This window comes from Streptomyces rubellus (assembly GCF_036323805.1).
Taxonomy (GTDB): Bacteria; Actinomycetota; Actinomycetes; order Streptomycetales; family Streptomycetaceae; genus Streptomyces.
In genome coordinates this window covers 19,102-36,411 of sequence record NZ_JAZDCX010000022.1, presented here as the reverse complement: position 1 = coordinate 36,411, position 17,310 = coordinate 19,102, and the positions used below count along the sequence as shown (strand labels likewise).

At 71.6% G+C, this 17,310-nt stretch carries 13 protein-coding genes and 1 tRNA gene; 9 read left to right on the top strand and 5 right to left on the bottom strand.

Annotated features, from left to right (window positions below):
- Positions 1-150 carry a hypothetical protein gene (locus V1L54_RS22850; protein ID WP_330119963.1) on the bottom strand — a complete coding sequence of 50 codons (150 nt, stop codon included), beginning with the start codon at positions 148-150 and terminating at the stop codon, positions 1-3.
- Positions 151-435: 285 nt separating this feature from the next.
- On the opposite strand from V1L54_RS22850, the gene pyk reads away from it, so the two are divergent.
- The gene (gene pyk, locus V1L54_RS22845) at positions 436-1,869 is read left to right on the top strand and encodes a pyruvate kinase (RefSeq protein ID WP_330119962.1); all 1,434 of its coding nucleotides are present in this window, start codon (positions 436-438) and stop codon (positions 1,867-1,869) included.
- Between the two features lie 88 nt (positions 1,870-1,957).
- Here the strand turns inward: pyk and V1L54_RS22840 are convergent, their stop codons facing one another.
- Both V1L54_RS22840 and V1L54_RS22835 read right to left on the bottom strand, forming a co-directional pair.
- The gene (locus tag V1L54_RS22840; protein ID WP_330119961.1) at positions 1,958-2,740 is read right to left on the bottom strand and encodes a hypothetical protein; all 783 of its coding nucleotides are present in this window, start codon (positions 2,738-2,740) and stop codon (positions 1,958-1,960) included.
- A gap of 108 nt (positions 2,741-2,848) precedes the next feature.
- A tRNA-Leu gene (locus tag V1L54_RS22835) sits at positions 2,849-2,921 on the bottom strand.
- A gap of 126 nt (positions 2,922-3,047) precedes the next feature.
- On the opposite strand from V1L54_RS22835, the gene V1L54_RS22830 reads away from it, so the two are divergent.
- The 6 genes from V1L54_RS22830 (at position 3,048) to V1L54_RS22805 (ending at position 9,708) form a co-directional block, all read left to right on the top strand.
- Positions 3,048-3,716 (top strand): ANTAR domain-containing response regulator, encoded by a 669-nt coding sequence (locus V1L54_RS22830; RefSeq protein ID WP_330120026.1) that lies wholly within the window; start codon positions 3,048-3,050, stop codon positions 3,714-3,716.
- A 552-nt stretch (positions 3,717-4,268) separates the two neighbouring features.
- Positions 4,269-5,429 (top strand): branched-chain amino acid ABC transporter substrate-binding protein, encoded by a 1,161-nt coding sequence (locus V1L54_RS22825; protein WP_330119960.1) that lies wholly within the window; start codon positions 4,269-4,271, stop codon positions 5,427-5,429.
- Positions 5,430-5,679: 250 nt separating this feature from the next.
- Positions 5,680-6,603, top strand: coding sequence for a branched-chain amino acid ABC transporter permease (locus V1L54_RS22820; protein ID WP_330119959.1), 924 nt, complete (start codon positions 5,680-5,682; stop codon positions 6,601-6,603).
- A 2-nt stretch (positions 6,604-6,605) separates the two neighbouring features.
- Positions 6,606-7,979, top strand: coding sequence for a branched-chain amino acid ABC transporter permease (locus V1L54_RS22815; RefSeq protein ID WP_443076755.1), 1,374 nt, complete (start codon positions 6,606-6,608; stop codon positions 7,977-7,979).
- Positions 7,976-8,944: an ABC transporter ATP-binding protein gene (locus V1L54_RS22810; RefSeq protein WP_330119957.1), complete on the top strand. Its 969-nt coding sequence runs from the start codon at positions 7,976-7,978 to the stop codon at positions 8,942-8,944. The genes V1L54_RS22815 and V1L54_RS22810 overlap by 4 nt, the downstream gene beginning before the upstream one ends.
- Entirely contained in the window at positions 8,941-9,708 is a 768-nt protein-coding gene (locus tag V1L54_RS22805) for an ABC transporter ATP-binding protein (RefSeq protein ID WP_330119956.1), read from the top strand. The genes V1L54_RS22810 and V1L54_RS22805 overlap by 4 nt, the downstream gene beginning before the upstream one ends.
- 74 nt (positions 9,709-9,782) lie before the next feature.
- Here the strand turns inward: V1L54_RS22805 and V1L54_RS22800 are convergent, their stop codons facing one another.
- Both V1L54_RS22800 and V1L54_RS22795 read right to left on the bottom strand, forming a co-directional pair.
- Complete coding sequence (locus tag V1L54_RS22800) at positions 9,783-10,256, bottom strand: PaaI family thioesterase (protein WP_330119955.1); 474 nt, start codon at positions 10,254-10,256, stop codon at positions 9,783-9,785.
- 48 nt (positions 10,257-10,304) lie between these two features.
- Complete coding sequence (locus tag V1L54_RS22795) at positions 10,305-12,626, bottom strand: FdhF/YdeP family oxidoreductase (protein WP_330119954.1); 2,322 nt, start codon at positions 12,624-12,626, stop codon at positions 10,305-10,307.
- Positions 12,627-12,791: 165 nt separating this feature from the next.
- Here V1L54_RS22795 and polA point away from each other — a divergent pair, with 165 nt between their 5' ends.
- The gene (polA, locus tag V1L54_RS22790) at positions 12,792-15,530 is read left to right on the top strand and encodes a DNA polymerase I (protein ID WP_443076748.1); all 2,739 of its coding nucleotides are present in this window, start codon (positions 12,792-12,794) and stop codon (positions 15,528-15,530) included.
- Between the two features lie 343 nt (positions 15,531-15,873).
- Positions 15,874-17,301, top strand: coding sequence for a lytic murein transglycosylase (locus tag V1L54_RS22785; protein ID WP_330119953.1), 1,428 nt, complete (start codon positions 15,874-15,876; stop codon positions 17,299-17,301).
- Positions 17,302-17,310: the final 9 nt, after the last annotated feature.

Here is a 17,310-nt window from a genome sequence, read left to right as displayed (position 1 = left end):
TCATTCGCCGGCGCACGGATTGCTTTTCAGGAACTCCTCGCGGTACGCGGTGATGAACCTCGCCACGGCCTCGGCACCGGCCGTGCTCTTCTTCGTCACCCCGGCCACGACGAACAAGTCCCGCTTCTTCCCCTCGGACGTACAGCGCACAGCTCCTCAACGTTGCGAACAAGCCGAACGAGGGCAAACGTGCATGTGGGGAGCAGGGCGACCGCGCCTGCCGTCCGTCAGTGCCGGGAAGGGCTCCCCGCGCTCCGGACCGGCCTCGCCGTTCCCCGGAATACGCCTCCGGCATGTTTCTCCGGCAAGGGAAAACGCTCATCCGAGCGGCCCGCCGCCCATTTCGCGATTTGTTGACGCTCCAGCGGACAACGGCTGTTGAACAGTGGGTATCCCATAACTCGTTACCCATAGGTAAGTCATAGGCTCGGCCTTATGCGCCGCGCGAAAATCGTCTGCACACTCGGACCGGCCACCGACTCGTACGAGCAGATCAAGACGCTCGTGGAAGCCGGAATGGACGTTGCCCGACTCAACCTCAGCCACGGCAGCCACGCCGAGCACGAGGAACGCTACCGCCGGGTGCGCAGGGCGTCCGAGGCCACCGGCCGCAGTGTCGGCATCCTCGCCGACCTCCAGGGGCCGAAGATCCGGCTCGGCCGGTTCCGCGAGGGCCCCGTACTCCTCGAACGCGGCGACGAGTTCACCATCACCACCGAGAGCGTCGAAGGCGACCGCGAGCAGTGCGGCACCACCTACGAGGGACTGGCCGAGGACATCGGCCCCGGTGAGGCCATCCTCGTCGACGACGGCCGGGTCGCGCTGCGGGTCACCGCCGTCGACGGCCCCCGCGTCCGCACCCTGGTCACCGAGGGCGGCATGGTCTCCGACCACAAGGGCCTCAACCTCCCCGGCGTCGCCGTCTCCGTGCCCGCCCTGTCCGACAAGGACATCGAGGACCTGCGCTGGGCCCTGCGCACGGGCGTGGACGTCATAGCCCTCTCCTTCGTCCGCAGCGGACGCGACATAGCCGACGTCCACCGGGTGATGAAGGAGGAGGGACGCCACCTCCCCGTCATAGCCAAGATCGAGAAACCCCAGGCGGTGGAGAACCTCGACGAGATCGTCGCCGCCTTCGACGGGCTGATGGTCGCCCGCGGCGACCTCGGCGTCGAAATGCCCCTGCAGACCGTCCCGCTGGTGCAGAAGCGCGCCGTCAAGCTCGCCCGGCGCAACGCCAAACCGGTCATCGTCGCCACCCAGATGCTCGACTCGATGATCGACTCCTCCCGTCCCACCCGCGCCGAGGCGTCCGACGTGGCCAACGCCGTCATGGACGGCACCGACGCCGTGATGCTCTCCGGCGAGACCAGCGTCGGCAAGTACCCGATCGAGACGGTCAAGACCATGGGCCGGATCGTCGCCGCCGCCGAGGAGGACATGCTCGCCAAGGGCCTGCCCCCGCTGAGCCAGAGCCACAAGCCCCGCACCCAGGGCGGCGCGGTGGCCCGCGCGGCGGCCGAACTGGGCGACTTCCTCGGCGCCAAGTTCCTCGTCGCCTTCACCCAGTCCGGCGACACCGCCCGGCGGCTGTCCCGCTACCGCTCCCCGGTCCCCGTCCTCGCCTTCACGCCCGACCCGGCCACCCGCGCCCAGCTCAACCTCACCTGGGGGGTGGAGACCTTCCTCGGTCCCGTGGTCGAGAGCACCGACGAGATGGTGGAGCAGATGGACGAGCAGCTGCTGCGGATCGGCCGCTGCCAGGAGGGGGACAAGGTGATCGTCACCGCGGGCTCACCGCCCGGGGTGCCCGGCACCTCCAACATGGTGCGCGTCCACCACATCGGCGAGGCACACACCCTCCGCTGACCCGCCGGCCCGCCCGGCCCGGGCAGGGCCTCACGGACCGGAGCCCGGTCGCCGCCTCGCGCCAGCGGTGACCGGGCTCCCGCCGCCTTCAGTGTTTCGGCCCGATGTGCTCGTCCATCAGCGCCACGGACGCCCGCCGGGCGACGGAGACGTTGTACGCCCCGGTGGGGCGGTGTACCACCTTCCACTCCACCCCGACGCGGTCCAGCGTCTCGCAGTAGAGCCGCACGATGTCCCCGGAGGTGTTGGTGAAGAAGTACCTCGGGTATTCGTAGCGTTTCCGCTCGCCCGCCACCAGGCGCGTGGTCCAGTTGGTGATCCGGCAGCCGTCGGAGTGGACGAGCCCCCGGAGCAGTTCCCAGGGGTGCCGACCGACGACCTTTCGCTGCCACGGGGCGAGGGCGATGCGCCGCTCGTGCTTCCGGCCCGGACCGTGCTGGGGGAACAGGCAGAGCCAGTGGTGGCCGTATGAGGTGACCATGACGCACCCCTCGGCCTGCATGCGGCAGGCACTCCGGTCCGGGAGGACGGCCGTGATCGCCTCCGCGCACTCGGTGATCAGCCCGGGCCAGGTGTTCGCGCAGGCGATCCGCAGATAGCGGCCGCTGCGCCGCGGATGTGAGCTGACACAGCCGTCACCGAGGTAGAGGCCGAGCAGATACGCGTAGGCAGGGCCGTTCGGAGGCAGGGACGGCTCGGGCGCGCAGCGGAAGCAGTCGGCCTCGACGGAGACGCGGGGAAGGGGCTCGAGCCGGGTCTGCCAGGAGCGAATGGCGAAACGGGATATCCCGGTCTGCTTGCTGACGGAGTTGAGACTGCGGCCCTGGTCGACGAGCGCGAGTACGCGCCTGCGGGTGTCGAGGTCGTACATGCTCGCGATTCTGAGAGCGTGGCCGTCGCTGTGTGGTGAATCCCGGGGTCGGCCACCTCAAAGAGTGAAGATCTCCAACCAGGGTATTCCTTGGAAATGAAGGCAATGTGCCCCGGGTGGGATTCGAACCCACGCTGTCGGTGGTTTGAGCACCGTGTCTCTCCCGCTGGACTACCGGGGCTTCCTTCGAAATGAAGGCTAGCGGATGACCGCAGTACCTCAAACATACAGGAGCTAGGTAGGCTCATGTGGTCCACCTGGCCGGAACACGAGGAGCCCAGTGAGCACCGCGGACATCCCCGAGCCCATCACCACCCCCACCGACGGCGGCGGCACCACCGACGGCGGTGACGCCGTCGAGCGGGCGCATGTGCCGCCGCAGACGACACGTGTCGTCATCGCCGAGGACGAGGCGCTGATCCGCCTGGATCTCAAGGAGATGCTCGAGGAGGAGGGCTACAGCGTCGTGGGAGAGGCCGGGGACGGTCAGACGGCCGTGGACCTGGCCCGGGAGCACCGGCCGGACCTGGTGATCCTGGACGTGAAGATGCCCGTGCTCGACGGCATCTCGGCCGCCGAGAAGATCGCCGGGGAGTCCATCGCCCCGGTGCTGATGCTGACCGCCTTCTCGCAGCGCGAGCTGGTGGAGCGGGCCCGGGACGCCGGGGCGATGGCGTATCTGGTGAAGCCGTTCAGCAAGAGCGACGTCGTGCCGGCGATCGAGATGGCGGTGTCGCGGTTCAACGAGCTGCGGGTGCTGGCGGAGGAGGTGGCGGACCTCTCGCAGCGGCTGGAGACGCGGAAGCTGGTGGACCGGGCCAAGGGGCTGCTGCAGACGCAGTACGGGCTGTCCGAGCCGGCCGCCTTCCGGTGGATCCAGAAGACCTCGATGGACCGCCGGATGTCCATGCGGCAGGTGGCGGAGGCCGTCATCGAGGACGCCGAGGAGAAGAAGCGGGAGAAGAGCGGACAGTAGCGGCGGGCGCTGTTCTCCCGGCTTTTCCGGGGAGGACTCCCCGGATTTCCGGTGTTTTCCGGACGCGCCGCGGTGTTCCGCCGCGCGGTACGCCGGGTGTTCCCCGTGGTGCCCGTCCGGCAGGGGGCAGGCCGCCGGGCGGGGTGCCGGATGCCCGGCCCGCGGGGCGTTGCCGTAGTGGAGTGCAAAGGCGCGGTCGGGGCGGTGTGGCGGTGCCGCGCCGGTGGTGAGCTGTGGGTGCGGGGGCGGGTGGGCCGGTGTGCGGTTCGTGTGCGCCGGCAAGCGCGGCGGACCGGTGGCGGGGAGGTGCCGGGCGCCGGGGCGCGGGTGGGTCCGGCTTCTGCCGGACTCCGCGTTTCCGTCCGCTCTTCGGTAAGGACTGTTCTGTTTCCGGCGCATGGCAGAGGTCACAGGGAGATCACATCTGCCGCTCTGCCCTATCTGGTCAGCTTCTCGGGCAATAGATTCCGGGCCACGCCGCATGTATGTGCGGACTGCGACGCCGGAGGGTTCGGCGGTCGTCGTGATCTGAGCGGGCTCAGGGGGTACCACGTGCTCAACAAGACCATCGTCAAGCTGGCCATTCCGATGGCCGTCGGCGCGCTTGCGCTCACGGGATGCGGAGGAGACAGCGGCAGCGGCGGCGACGTCTACAAGATCGCTTTCCAGGGTCCGCTCTCCGGCGACAACGTCCAGCTCGGCCAGAACATGGAGAACGGCATCAAGCTCGCCGTCGACCAGGCGAACGCCTCGGGCGAGCTGGACTTCGAGATCGAGTACCTGCCGGTGGACGACCAGGGTCTGCCGGACAAGGCGACGACCGCCGCGCAGAAGGCGATCGACGACACCGACGTGGTCGCGGTGATCGGTCCGGCGTTCTCCGGCCCGGCGGACACCGCCGCCGAGGTCTACGGGGCGGCCGGGATGGCGGCGGTGTCGTCGTCGGCGACGCGCCCGGACCTGACGACCAAGGGGTACGAGACGTTCCTGCGGGCGGTGCCGAACGACAGCGCACAGGGTGCCGGTATGGCGAAGTTCCTGGCCGGCAAGGTCGGCGCCGAGAAGGTCGTGGTGGTCGACGACAAGACCGACTACGGCATCGGACTGGCGGACGTCGCGGAGAAGGACCTGAAGGCCGCCGGTATCAGCGTGGTGCGCCAGAGCGTCCCGCAGAAGACCCCGGACTACAGCGCCGCGGCGAGGAACGTGATCAAGAACAGCCCGGACGCCCTGATCTACGCGGGCTACTACCAGGACGCGGGCCCGTTCGCGACGAAGCTCAAGGAGGCGGGCTTCGACGGGGTCGCGATGTCGGGTGACGGCACCAACGACGCGCAGTTCATCGAGCTGGCCGGCGACGCCTCGGACGGCTGGTACCTGACCTGCCCGTGCACGGACGCCACCAAGGAGGACGCGACGAAGAAGTTCGCCGCGGACTACGAGAAGGAGTTCAAGCAGGCGCCGGGCACCTACTCGGCCGAGTCGTACGACGTCGCCAGCATGGTCATCGAGGAGATCGAGAAGCTCCACGCGGAGGGCGGCGTCGAGCGCGAGGCGCTGATGGAGGCCCTGCGCGGGGTGAAGTACAAGGGTCTGACGAAGGAGTTCTCCTTCGACGACAAGGGCGAGTTCACCAACCAGACCATCTACATGTACCAGGTCAAGGGTGACGCCATCGAGTACCAGGGCAACATCGACGAGCTGGCGGGCTGAGGTCCCGTCCGGCGCTTGTGTCCGGGCGGCGCGGCGGGATCCCGGGAGACCGGTTCCGCCGCGCCGCCCGGTGTGACACCCCGGCGGACGTTCCCTCCCCGGTGCCGGTCTCCCGGCTCCCGGTACCCCCGGCGTCCCGTGCCGCCGGGGCCGGGGTCCGGGCACCGTGTCCGCCGCCTTCCTCCCGACGCCGCCTGTCCGGTGCCGAACGCACGGCACGGCGGCACATTCCCACAAGGAAGACAGTTCGATGTCCCTCAGTGAGTTCTGGGACTTTCTCGTCCTAGGGGTGGTGCTCGGCAGTCTCTACGCCGTCATCGCCATCGGTTACACGCTGGTCTACGGCGTGCTGCAGCTTCTGAACTTCGCGCACAGCGAGGTCTTCATGTTCGGCGGTTACGGCGGCCTGCTGGCCCTGACCGCCCTGATACCGGAGACGACGCCCACCGGGCCGGGTTCCGTCGGCTATGTCGCGGTCGGCATGCTGGCGGGGGCCGCGCTGGGCGGCGCGGTCGCGTTCGGGCTGGAACGGGTGGCCTACCGGCCGCTGCGCAGACACCACGCGCCCCGGCTGGTGTTCCTGATCACCGCGATCGGTGCCTCGTTCTTCCTGTACAACCTGGCGGGCAAGCTGTTCGGCCGCAATCCGCTGCCGATGCCGTCGATGTACGAGAACAAGCGGGTGGTGTCGGTCTTCGGCGCGGAGCTGACCGTCACGCAGCTGCTGATCCTGGGGTCGGCGGTGGCGATGATGCTCGGTCTGGACTATGTGGTGAACCGCACGAAGATGGGTTCGGGCATCCGCGCGGTGGCGCAGGACCCGGAGGTCGCGTCGCTGATGGGCGTGGACATCGACAAGGTGGTGTCCCGGACGTTCGTGCTCGGCGGTCTGCTGGGCGGCGCGGCCGGCTTCCTGTTCGGCACCAACAGCCAGGTCTGGTACACGATGGGCTTCCTGCCGGGCATCACGGCCTTCGCCGCGGCGGTGCTGGGCGGTATCGGCAATGTGCGCGGCGCGATGCTCGGCGGTCTGCTGCTGGGCGTGGTGGAGACCATGACGGTGGGCCTGTGGGGCGACGACTGGCGCTATGTCGGGGCCTTCGTGGTGCTGGTGCTGGTGCTGATGGTCCGTCCGACCGGCATTCTCGGTGAGCGTCTGGGGAGGACGGCATGAGCATGAAGACCTCGACCCCGGCGCGGCCCCCGGAGTCCGCGCCGTCGGCGGCCGCCCGGCTGCGGCGGACGCGCTGGTACCAGGAGCCGCGCTGGCGGCGGCTGGGCGCGCTGCTGGCGGTCGCGGTGACCCTCGCCCTGATGACCGGCGAGGAGGGCACCACCCGGGATCTGTTCTTCGCGCTGCGCGAGGACTTCACCGGGCCCGCGCTGTGGGTCTGGGTGGCGGTCGCGGTGGCCGTGTGGGCGGTGCGCGAGTTCCTCGCCGAGCAGACGAGCGGCGCGGTGCGGTGGACCAGGCGGACGGCGTCGGGCCCGCTCGGCGAGGCGCGGCGCCGCTGGGAGGCGGACCGCCGGGTGCGTGCGGGGGTGCTGACGGCGCTGCTGGCGCTGGTGGTGTTCGGGCCGCTGGGGGTGGAGCGGTACTGGCAGCAGGTGCTGGTGGACCAGATCGCCATCTTCGTGCTGCTGGCGATCGGTCTGAACGTGGTGATCGGCTGGGCCGGGCTGCTGGACCTGGGCTTCATCGCGTTCTTCGCCATCGGCGCGTACAGCGCGGCGTACTGGACGGGTGCGCTGCCGGTCCAGCCGCCGGTGGCGCTGAACAACTTCCTGGTGCTGCCGATCGCGGTGGCGACCTGTCTGGTGGCGGGGGTGATCCTGGGCGCGCCGACGCTGCGGCTGCGGGGCGACTACCTGGCGATCGTGACGCTCGGTTTCCACGAGATCGTCTATCTGCTGGCGAAGAACGCCGAGGGCGTCACGGAGGGGGCGCGCGGTGTCAAGGTCGAGCGGTTCAGCGTCGACCTGGGCTTCTTCTCCTACGAGTGGAAGCTGGACCCGATGCCGTACTACTGGCTGCTGATCGGGTTCACGGTGCTGGCCATCTTCCTGTTCCTGCGGCTGGAGCACTCCAAGGTGGGCAGGGCCTGGACCGCGGTCCGCGAGGACGAGGTGGCCGCGGCGGCGACGGGTGTGAACACGGTGCGGTACAAGCTGATGGCGTTCGCCATCGGCGCGTCGACCTCCGGTGTGGCGGGGGTGGCGTACGCGAGCAAGGCGGGCTACTTCAACCCGGAGAACTTCGCGATCCTGCTGTCGATCCTGGTGCTGGCGTATGTCATCTTCGGCGGCATGGGCTCGATCCCGGGCGTGCTGTTCGGCGCCGCGTTCCTGGTGTGGCTGCCGGAGGCGCTGCGGGACTGGGTGGACCCCAAGGACCGCTACATGTATCTGGGCGCCCTGCTCGTGATCATGATGATCTACCGGCCGCAGGGCGTGTGGCCCTCCCGCCGCCGCAAGCGCGAGCTCTCGATGGCGGAGGCGGGGATCGGCGGAGCGGACGCGACCGGCCCGGCGGAAGGCAGGCGGCAGTGAGCACCGAGGTGAGGAAGACGGACGGGGGGCCGGCGGCGGGCGCGGCCGCCGGGGAGACAGTGCTGGAGGCGTCGGGTGTGACGCTGCGGTTCGGCGGCCTGACCAGCCTGGACGACGTCGGGCTGTGGATGCGGCGCGGTGAGGTGCTGGCGGTCATCGGACCCAACGGCGCGGGCAAGACCTCGCTGTTCAACTCGCTGACCGGCGCGTACGTACCGCAGGAGGGAAGAATCGTCTTCCGGCCGCGGGCCGGCGGGGAGCACTCGCTGCTGGGGCGCAAGCCGCATGTGGTGAGCCGGCTGGGGCTGGCGCGCACCTTCCAGAACATCCGGCTGTTCGGCGCGCTGACGGCGCTGGAGAACGTCAAGATCGCGGCGGAGACGCGGCTGACGGCCGGCCCGGTGTCGGTGATGCTGGGGCTGCCGAACGCGCGGCGGGCGGAGCGTGCCAGTGACCGCAGGGCGCACGAGGTGCTGTCGTTCGTCGGTCTGCTGGACCGGATCAACGAACTGGCCGGTTCACTGAGCTACGGCGACCAGCGGCGGCTGGAGATCGCGCGGGCGCTGGCGACCGACCCGGAGGTGCTGCTGCTGGACGAGCCGGCGGCGGGCACCAACCCGACGGAGAAGCTGGAGCTGGAGGAGCTGATCCGGCGGATCAACACCGAGCTGGGCGTGAGCGTGCTGCTGATCGAGCACGACATGCGGCTGGTGATGTCGGTGGCGAACCGGGTGATGGTGCTCAACTTCGGCAGGAAGATCGCCGAGGGGTCCCCGTCCGAGGTCCAGCGGGACCCGGCGGTGATCGAGGCGTATCTGGGTGCGTCGACCGAGGACGAGGAGGCCGCGGTCGCGGAGGTGGCGGCGGAGGCGGAGGCCGGTCACGGCGCCGGCACCGATGACGGGGCCGGGACCGGGGCCGGTGGGTCCGGGGAGCGGGCACGGGACGACGGGGAGCGCGAGTGAGCGGCGGCACGCAGCTGAAGAAGGAGTCCGGGCGCGGTGAGCCGACCTCTCCGGTGGTGCTCGAACTCCGCGACCTGCACGTGTTCTACGGCGCCATCGAGGCGCTCAAGGGCGTCAATCTGACGGTCCGCCGCGGTGAGGTGGTCGCGCTGCTCGGTGCCAACGGCGCGGGCAAGTCGACCACCCTGCGGACGGCCTCCGGGATGATCGCCCCGCGCGGGGGGCAGGTGCTGCTGCACGGGGAGCGGGTCGACGGCATCAAGTCGCACGATCTGGTCCGGTTCGGCATCGGCCATGTTCCCGAGGGGCGCCGGGTCTTCCCGCGGATGACGGTGCGGGAGAACCTCCAGATGGGGGCGTACCGGTTCAAGACCGCCGACAAGGAGGTCATGGACCGGGTGTTCACGCTCTTCCCGAGGCTGGGGGAGCGCAGGAGCCAGCTCGGCGGGACGCTCTCCGGCGGTGAGCAGCAGATGCTGGCGATCGGCCGCGCGCTGATGGGCAAGCCGGAGATCCTGCTGCTGGACGAGCCGTCGATGGGGCTGGCGCCGCTGATCGTGCGGCAGATCTTCGACATCCTGCGGGAGATCAACGAGCAGGGCACCACGGTGCTGCTGGTGGAGCAGAACGCCGCGCAGGCACTCCGGATGGCGGACCGCGGCTATGTGCTGGAGACGGGCTCGGTGGTGATGGAGGGCGAGGCCGCCGGGCTGCTGTCCGACCCCCGGGTGCGGGCGGCGTACCTGGGCGAGGGTGCCGCGTAGCGGCTCCGGCGGTACGGCGGGCGGCGGCGCCCCCGCCGTACCGCGCGGCCCGGGCCGGTGGCCCGGGGCCGCCGTCAGCGGTACGCGTCGGCCGGGGCGTCGCGCAGCAGGCAGGTGAGCCGGGCGGAGCACACCCGCCGGCCCTGCTCGTCGGTGACGGCGATGTCGTAGGTGGCGGTGGTCCGGCCGCGGTGCAGCGGGACGGCGGTGCCGGTGACGGTGCCCGAGCGCAGCGAGCGGTGGTGGGTGCAGCTGAGGTCCACCCCGACGGCGAGCCTGCCGGGGCCGCCGTGGAGCATGGCGCCGACCGAGCCGAGGGTCTCGGCCAGGACGGCGGAGGCGCCGCCGTGCAGCAGTCCGTAGGGCTGGGTGTTGCCCTCGACGGGGAGGGTGCCGACGACCTTCTCGGGGGAGGCCTCGGTGATCGTCAGGCCCATGCGCTCGCCCAGGTGCCCGGCGGAGAACAGGGCGGGCAGGTCGATGTCGAGTCCGGCCCACTGGTCGAGGATCTCGCGTGGGAAGACGCTGCTGGTCCGCTGCTCGTCCATGGCCGGCTCCGATCGTCGTACGCGGTGGTACACAGTGGTAGGTGAGTGCTACACCGTCTTATCAGAGGCCGGTCCGCCGGCGGCCGGGCGGGGTTCCGCGCACGGGGTGAGGCGGATGACCACGGACTTGCTGGCGGGGGTGTTGCTGACGTCGGCGGTGGCGTCGAGGGGGACCAGGACGTTGGTCTCGGGGAAGTATGCGGCGGCGCAGCCGGGGGCGGTGGGGTAGTGGACGACGCGGAAGCCGGGCGCGGTGCGCTCCACGCCGTCGTCCCACTCGCTGGTGAGGTCGGCGTACGACCCGTCGGGCAGCCCGAGGGCGGTGGCGTCGGCGGGATGGACGAGCACCACGCGGCGGCCTCCGGTGATGCCGCGGTAGCGGTCGTCGAGGCCGTAGACGGTGGTGTTGTACTGGTCGTGGGAGCGCAGCGTCTGCAGCAGCAGCCGTCCGGGCGGCAGGTGCGGGTACTGGAGGGGCGCGGCGGTGAAGTTGGCCTTCCCGGTGGCGGTGGGGAAGCGGCGCTCGTCGCGCGGGGCGTGGGGCAGCGCGAAGCCGCCGGGCCGGGCGACGCGGGCGTTGAAGTCGTCGAAGCCGGGGACGACACGGGCGATGCGGTCGCGGATCGCGGCGTAGTCGGCCTCGAACTCCTCCCAGGGCACGGGGTGGTCCGGGCCCAGTACGCGGCGGGCCAGCCGGCACACCAGGGCGGCTTCGGACAGCAGGTGCTCGCTCGCGGGGGCCAGCCGGCCGCGGGAGGCGTGGACCATGCCCATGGAGTCCTCGACGGTGACGAACTGCTCGCCGGTGGCCTGGACGTCCCGTTCGGTGCGGCCGAGGACGGGCAGGATCAGGGCGCGGGCGCCGGTGACGCAGTGCGAGCGGTTGAGCTTGGTGGACACGTGCACGGTCAGCCGGGCCCGCCGCATCGCGGCCTCGGTCACCGAGGTGTCGGGGGAGGCGGCGACGAAGTTGCCGCCCAGGGCGAAGAACACCTTCGCCCGTCCGTCGCGCAGGGCGCGGACGGCGTTCACCACGTCCAGGCCGTGCTCGCGCGGCATGGGGACGCCGAACTCCTTCTCCAGGGCGTCCAGCAGGGCCGGCGCGGGCTTCTCGACGATGCCCATGGTGCGGTCGCCCTGGACGTTGCTGTGGCCGCGCACCGGGCAGACGCCGGCGCCGGGGCGGCCGACGGCGCCGCGCAGCAGCAGCAGGTTGACGACCTCCCGGATGGTGGGCACGGCGTGCTTGTGCTGGGTCAGGCCCATGGCCCAGCACACCACGGTGCGCTGTGAGTTCAGCACCAGTTCGGCGGCGCGGTCGATGTCGGCCGCCGCCAGGCCGGTGGCGCGCAGCACCTCCGCCGGATCGGTGGCGCGCGCGGCGGCGGCGAACTCCTCGTAGCCGTGGGTGTGTTCGCGGACGAACGCGGTGTCCACCCCGCCGTCGGCCCCGATCACCCGGCGGCACAGCTCGCGGAAGAGCGCCTGGTCGCCGCCGAGCCGGATCTGCAGGAACAGGTCGGTGAGCGGTGTGCCGCGGCCGGCCAGACCGCGCAGGGTCTGCGGGTTGTCGAACCGCTTCAGACCGGCCTCGGGCAGCGGGTTGACGGTGATGATCCGCGCTCCGCCCCGCTTGGCCTTCTCCAGCGCGGAGAGCATCCGCGGGTGGTTGGTGCCCGGGTTCTGCCCGGCGACGATGATCAGGTCGGCGCGGTGCAGGTCCTCCAGCAGCACGCTGCCCTTGCCGACGCCGAGGGTCTCGGTCAGGGCCGCGCCGGAGGACTCGTGGCACAGGTTGGAGCAGTCGGGCAGGTTGTTGGTGCCGAAGCAGCGGGCGAAGAGTTGGTAGAGGAAGGCGGCCTCGTTGCCGGTGCGGCCGGAGGTGTAGAAGAGGGCCTCGTCGGGGGAGTCCAGGGCCGCTAGTTCCCCGGCGACGATGTCGAGGGCCCGCTCCCAGCCGACCGGCTCGTAGTGGTCGGCGCCCTCGGCCAGGTACACCGGGTGGGTCAGCCGTCCCTGTCGGCCCAGCCAGTAGCCGGAGCGGCGGGCGAGGCCGGCCACCGGGTGCTCCGCGAAGAAGGCGGGGGTGACGCGCCGGAGGGTGGCCTCCTCGGCGACGGCCTTGGCGCCGTTCTCGCAGAACTCGGCCCGGTGCCGCCGCTCCGGCTCCGGCCAGGCGCAGCCGGGGCAGTCGAAGCCGCCGTCCTGGTTGACGCCGAGCAGGGTCAGCGCGGTGCGCCGGGTGCCCATCTGCCGCTGTGCCATGCGCAGGGAGCGGGCGACGGCGGGCAGTCCGGCGGCGGAGCGGCGCGGTGCGCCGACCCGGGGGGCGTCCTGGACGGGATCGGTCTGGGGCGGCTTGCGCTTCATGGCCGCCGATCCTGCCACGGGCCGGCGGGGAGCGGCACCCGTGCGTGCCGGTCCGTGCCCGCCCCCGCGCCGCCCGGCGCGCACCGTGTCTCCCGGCGGCGCGCGACGGCGCCGTGCGGGTGGTCCGGGGACGGGACTGTCGGTGCTCCATGGCAGGATCGGGGCGTGGCCAACAAAGCATCGACAGCGACCGCAGCACCGACGGCACCGGCGGCGTCAACGGGGAGGCGCCTGCTTCTGCTGGACGGGCACTCCCTCGCCTACCGGGCGTTCTACGCGCTGCCCGAGGAGAACTTCTCCACCACCACGGGCCAGCCGACGAACGCCGTCTACGGGTTCGCCTCGATGCTGGCGAACACCCTGCGGGACGAGGCGCCCACTCATCTGGCGGTCGCCTTCGACGTGTCGCGCACGACCTGGCGCACCGGGGAGTTCGCCGACTACAAGGCGAACCGCGCCAAGACCCCGGACGGCTTCAAGGGGCAGGTCGAGCTGATCGGCCAGTTGCTGGACGCGATGCGGGTGCCGCGGTTCGCGGTGGAGGGCTACGAGGCGGACGACGTCATCGCCACCCTGGCCACCCGGGCGGCGGCCGAGGGCTTCCAGGTGTCGATCGTCACCGGCGACCGGGATTCCTTCCAGCTCGTCGCCGACGCGGTCACGGTGCTGTACCCCACCCGCGGGGTGTCGGAGCTGACGCGCTTCACCCCCTCGATGGTCGAGGAGAAGTACGGCCTGACGCCGCGGCAGTACCCGGACTTCGCCGCGCTGCGCGGCGACCCGTCGGACAACCTGCCCGGTATCCCCGGCGTGGGGGAGAAGACGGCCGCGAAGTGGATCCGGCAGTTCGGCTCCCTCGCGGAGCTGCTGGAGCGCTCGGACGAGGTCAAGGGCAAGGTCGGGGAGAAGCTGCGCGAGCACCTGGAGTCCGTCCGCCTCAACCGGCGGCTGACGGAGCTGGTGTGCGACGTGCCGCTGCCGTCCGCCCCGGCGGATCTGGCGCGGACGCCGTACGACCGCGACGAGCTGGCGACCGTGCTGGATTCCCTGGAGTTCCGCAACACCAACTTCCGCGACCGGCTGTACGCGGTGGACCCGGGGGCGGCGGAGGAGGAGACGGCCCCGGAGGACGGGGTCGAGATCGACGGGACGGTGCTGGGCGCCGGCGAGCTGGCGCCCTGGCTGGCGGAGCACGCCGCGCCCGGCGCCGGGCCGCTGGGGATGGCCGCCGTCGACACCTGGAAGCTCGGCGCGGGCGGCGTCACCGAGATCGCCCTGGCCACCGCCGGGGGCCCGGCGGTGTGGTTCGACCCCGCCGAGCTGGACGAGGCCGACGAGAGGGCGTTCGCCGGCTGGCTCGCCGACGGCGGGCGGCCGAAGGTCCTGCACGACGCCAAGGCGGCGATGCGGGTCTTCGCGGAGCAGGGCTGGCGGATCGCCGGGGTGGAGACGGACACCGCGCTCGCCGCCTATCTGGTGCAGCCCGGCCGCCGTTCCTTCGCGCTGGACGCGCTGTCGGTGGAGTTCCTGGGCCGGGAGCCGGCCCGTGCGGCCGAGAGCGACGGGCAGCTGGCCTTCGGCGTGGACGAGCAGGCCGAGGCGGACGCCCTGATGAGCCGGGCCCGCACCATTCTGGATCTGGGCGGCGCGCTGGCCGGGCGGCTGGCCGAGGTGGGCGCGGCCGAGCTGCTGAAGGACGTGGAACTGCCGGTCTCCGAGCTGCTGGCGCGTATGGAGCGGGCCGGTATCGCCGCGGACCGGTCCTGGCTGGAGAACATGGAGCAGCAGTTCGCCGCGGCCGTCCAGCAGGCGGTGCGGGAGGCGCACGCCTCGGTGGGCCGCGAGTTCAACCTCGGTTCCCCCAAGCAGCTGCAGGAGGTGCTCTTCGGCGAGCTGGGCCTGCCGAAGACGAAACGGACCAAGACGGGGTACACCACGGACGCGGACGCGCTGGCGTGGCTGGCGGGGCAGACCGAGCACGAGCTGCCGGTGATCATGCTGCGCCACCGCGAGCAGTCCAAGCTGCGCACCACCGTCGAGGGGCTGATCAAGACGATCTCCGCCGACGGCCGTATCCACACCACCTTCAACCAGACGGTCGCCGCGACCGGGCGGCTGTCGTCGACCGACCCGAACCTGCAGAACATCCCGGTGCGCACCGACGAGGGCCGGGCCATCCGCCGGGGCTTCGTGGTCGGCGAGGGCTACGAGGCGCTGCTGACGGCCGACTACAGCCAGATCGAGCTGCGGGTGATGGCGCACCTCTCGGAGGACGAGGGCCTGATCGAGGCGTTCACCTCCGGCGAGGACCTGCACACCACGGCCGCCTCGCAGGTCTTCGGGGTGCCCAAGGAGCGGGTGGACCCGGAGATGCGCCGCAAGATCAAGGCCATGTCGTACGGACTGGCCTACGGCCTGTCGGCGTTCGGCCTCTCGCAGCAGCTGGGCATCACGGCCGACGAGGCGCGCCGGCTGATGGACGCCTACTTCGAGCGCTTCGGCGGGGTCAGCGACTATCTGCACCGGGTGGTGGAGGAGGCGCGGGCCACCGGTTACACCTCCACCATCCTCGGCCGCCGCCGCTATCTGCCGGATCTCAACAGCGACAACCGGCAGCGCCGCGAGATGGCCGAGCGGATGGCGCTCAATGCCCCGATCCAGGGCACCGCCGCGGACATCGTGAAGATCGCGATGCTGAAGGTGGACCGGGCGCTGACCGGGGCGGAGCTGCGCTCGCGGATGCTGCTCCAGGTGCACGACGAGATCGTGCTGGAGGTCGCCCCGGGCGAGCGGGAGCGGGTGGAGGAACTGGTACGGCGCGAGATGGCCGGGGCGGTCCGGCTGCGGGCGCCGCTGGACGTGTCCGTCGGATCCGGGGGGAACTGGGAGGAGGCCGCTCACTGAGCGGTTCCGGGCCGGGGCCGGCCGCGGAAGACCGCCCGTTCGTCCGGCCGCGGTGGACGGTGGTGAACATCCGGTGGAACGGCCGTGCCCATTGGGGCACGGTGGCGGGATGTGGTGGATCGGGTGCCGAACTTGCCGTAACGTCACGACCGTTGCCGCCCCCGGGGGATCGCGGGAGACGCGCGGTGAGGCGGAACGGCCGGCGGGGCGGGGCGCAGGCGAGGAAGCACGAGCACACGGCGAGCAGGACGCGCCGTCGGCGTGGTGACACGGGACAACGGAACAGCAGCGTGGAGGGGTCTGTCAGATGTCGGCTCGTCTCGGGGGCAGGGTCCGGAGGGGCGTGACCAGCACCGCGATCGCGGCGGCGGCGATGGCCGCGCTCACCGCGTCGCAGGGGCCCGGTCTGGAGTTCGCCCAGCCCGGCGGCAGGGACAACACCTCCTCCCCGGAACTGCCCGATCTTCCCGCCGACGGCGACTCCCCGTACCACACAGAGCTTCCGCCGCTGGTCAAGCCGGACAGGCCCGATTCCTCCAACACCCTGCCGGGGGACACCGGCGCCGCCGAGGCGGGCATACCCGCCACCGTCCTGGCCGCCTACAAGAAGGCGGAGCGGACGCTGAACGCCGAGCGGCCCGGCTGCAATCTGCCCTGGCAGCTCCTCGCCGCGATAGGCAAGGTGGAGTCCGGCCAGGCCCGCGGCGGGGCGGTGGACTCCGGGGGCACCACCCTCAAGCCGATCCTGGGCCCCGCCCTCAACGGTGTGGGCTTCGCGCACATCTCCGACACCGACAACGGCGCGCACGACGGCGACACCCGGTACGACCGGGCTGTCGGACCGATGCAGTTCATCCCGTCCACCTGGAAGAACTGGAGCGCGGACGGCAACGGCGACGGCCGCGAGGACCCCAACAACATCTACGACGCCGCGCTCGCCGCGGGGCGCTACCTGTGCGCCAACGACCGGGACCTGTCCAGCCCGGGGGACCTGGAGCAGGCCGTTCTCAGCTACAACCGCTCCCGGGAGTACCTGCGCACGGTGCTGTCCTGGCTGGAGTTCTACCGCAAGGGCGTCCACGAGGTGCCCGACGGCGAGGGCGTGCTGCCGGTGACCCCCGGCGCGGGCAACGAGCGCCGGCCCGCCCGGCCGTCCTCCGAGCCGGTCACCGACTCCACCTCCCGCCCGCAGGCCGATCCGGGCGGCTCGAAGCGCGGCGGGGACGAGGACGGCAAGGACCCGGGGTCCGGCGAGGGCACCACCGCGCCCAGGCCCGGAGTCACCGAAGAGGGCAGCGTCGAACCCGTCAAGCCCACCAAGCCCGGTACGACCGACCCGGGTGAGCCGACGGACCCCGGTACGACCGACCCGGGTGAGCCGACGGACCCCGGTACGACCGACCCGGGTGAGCCGACCGACCCCGGTACGACCGACCCGGGTGAGCCGACCGATCCCGGTGAGCCCACCGAGCCGCCCGTCTGCCCGGTGGAGCCGGAGCCCACGCCCACCGAGCCCGGCGAGCCCTCCGGGACTCCCACTCCCACTCCCACCGGGAACGCCGAGGGCGGCGAGAACGGTGAGGACGGGAAGGACGGCGAGGAGGAGTCCGGCGATCCAGGGGAGCCGGAGGAAGACCCCTGCGGCGAGGGCGGGGAGGACGAGGAGGACGGCGAGGGCGAGGAGGAGGACGGCGAGGAGGACGGTGCCGGCGAGCCGGCCCCCACGCCCACCCCGTCCACCAGCCTCTCCGCCTCCGGACGCCCGGACTGACGGCCGTCC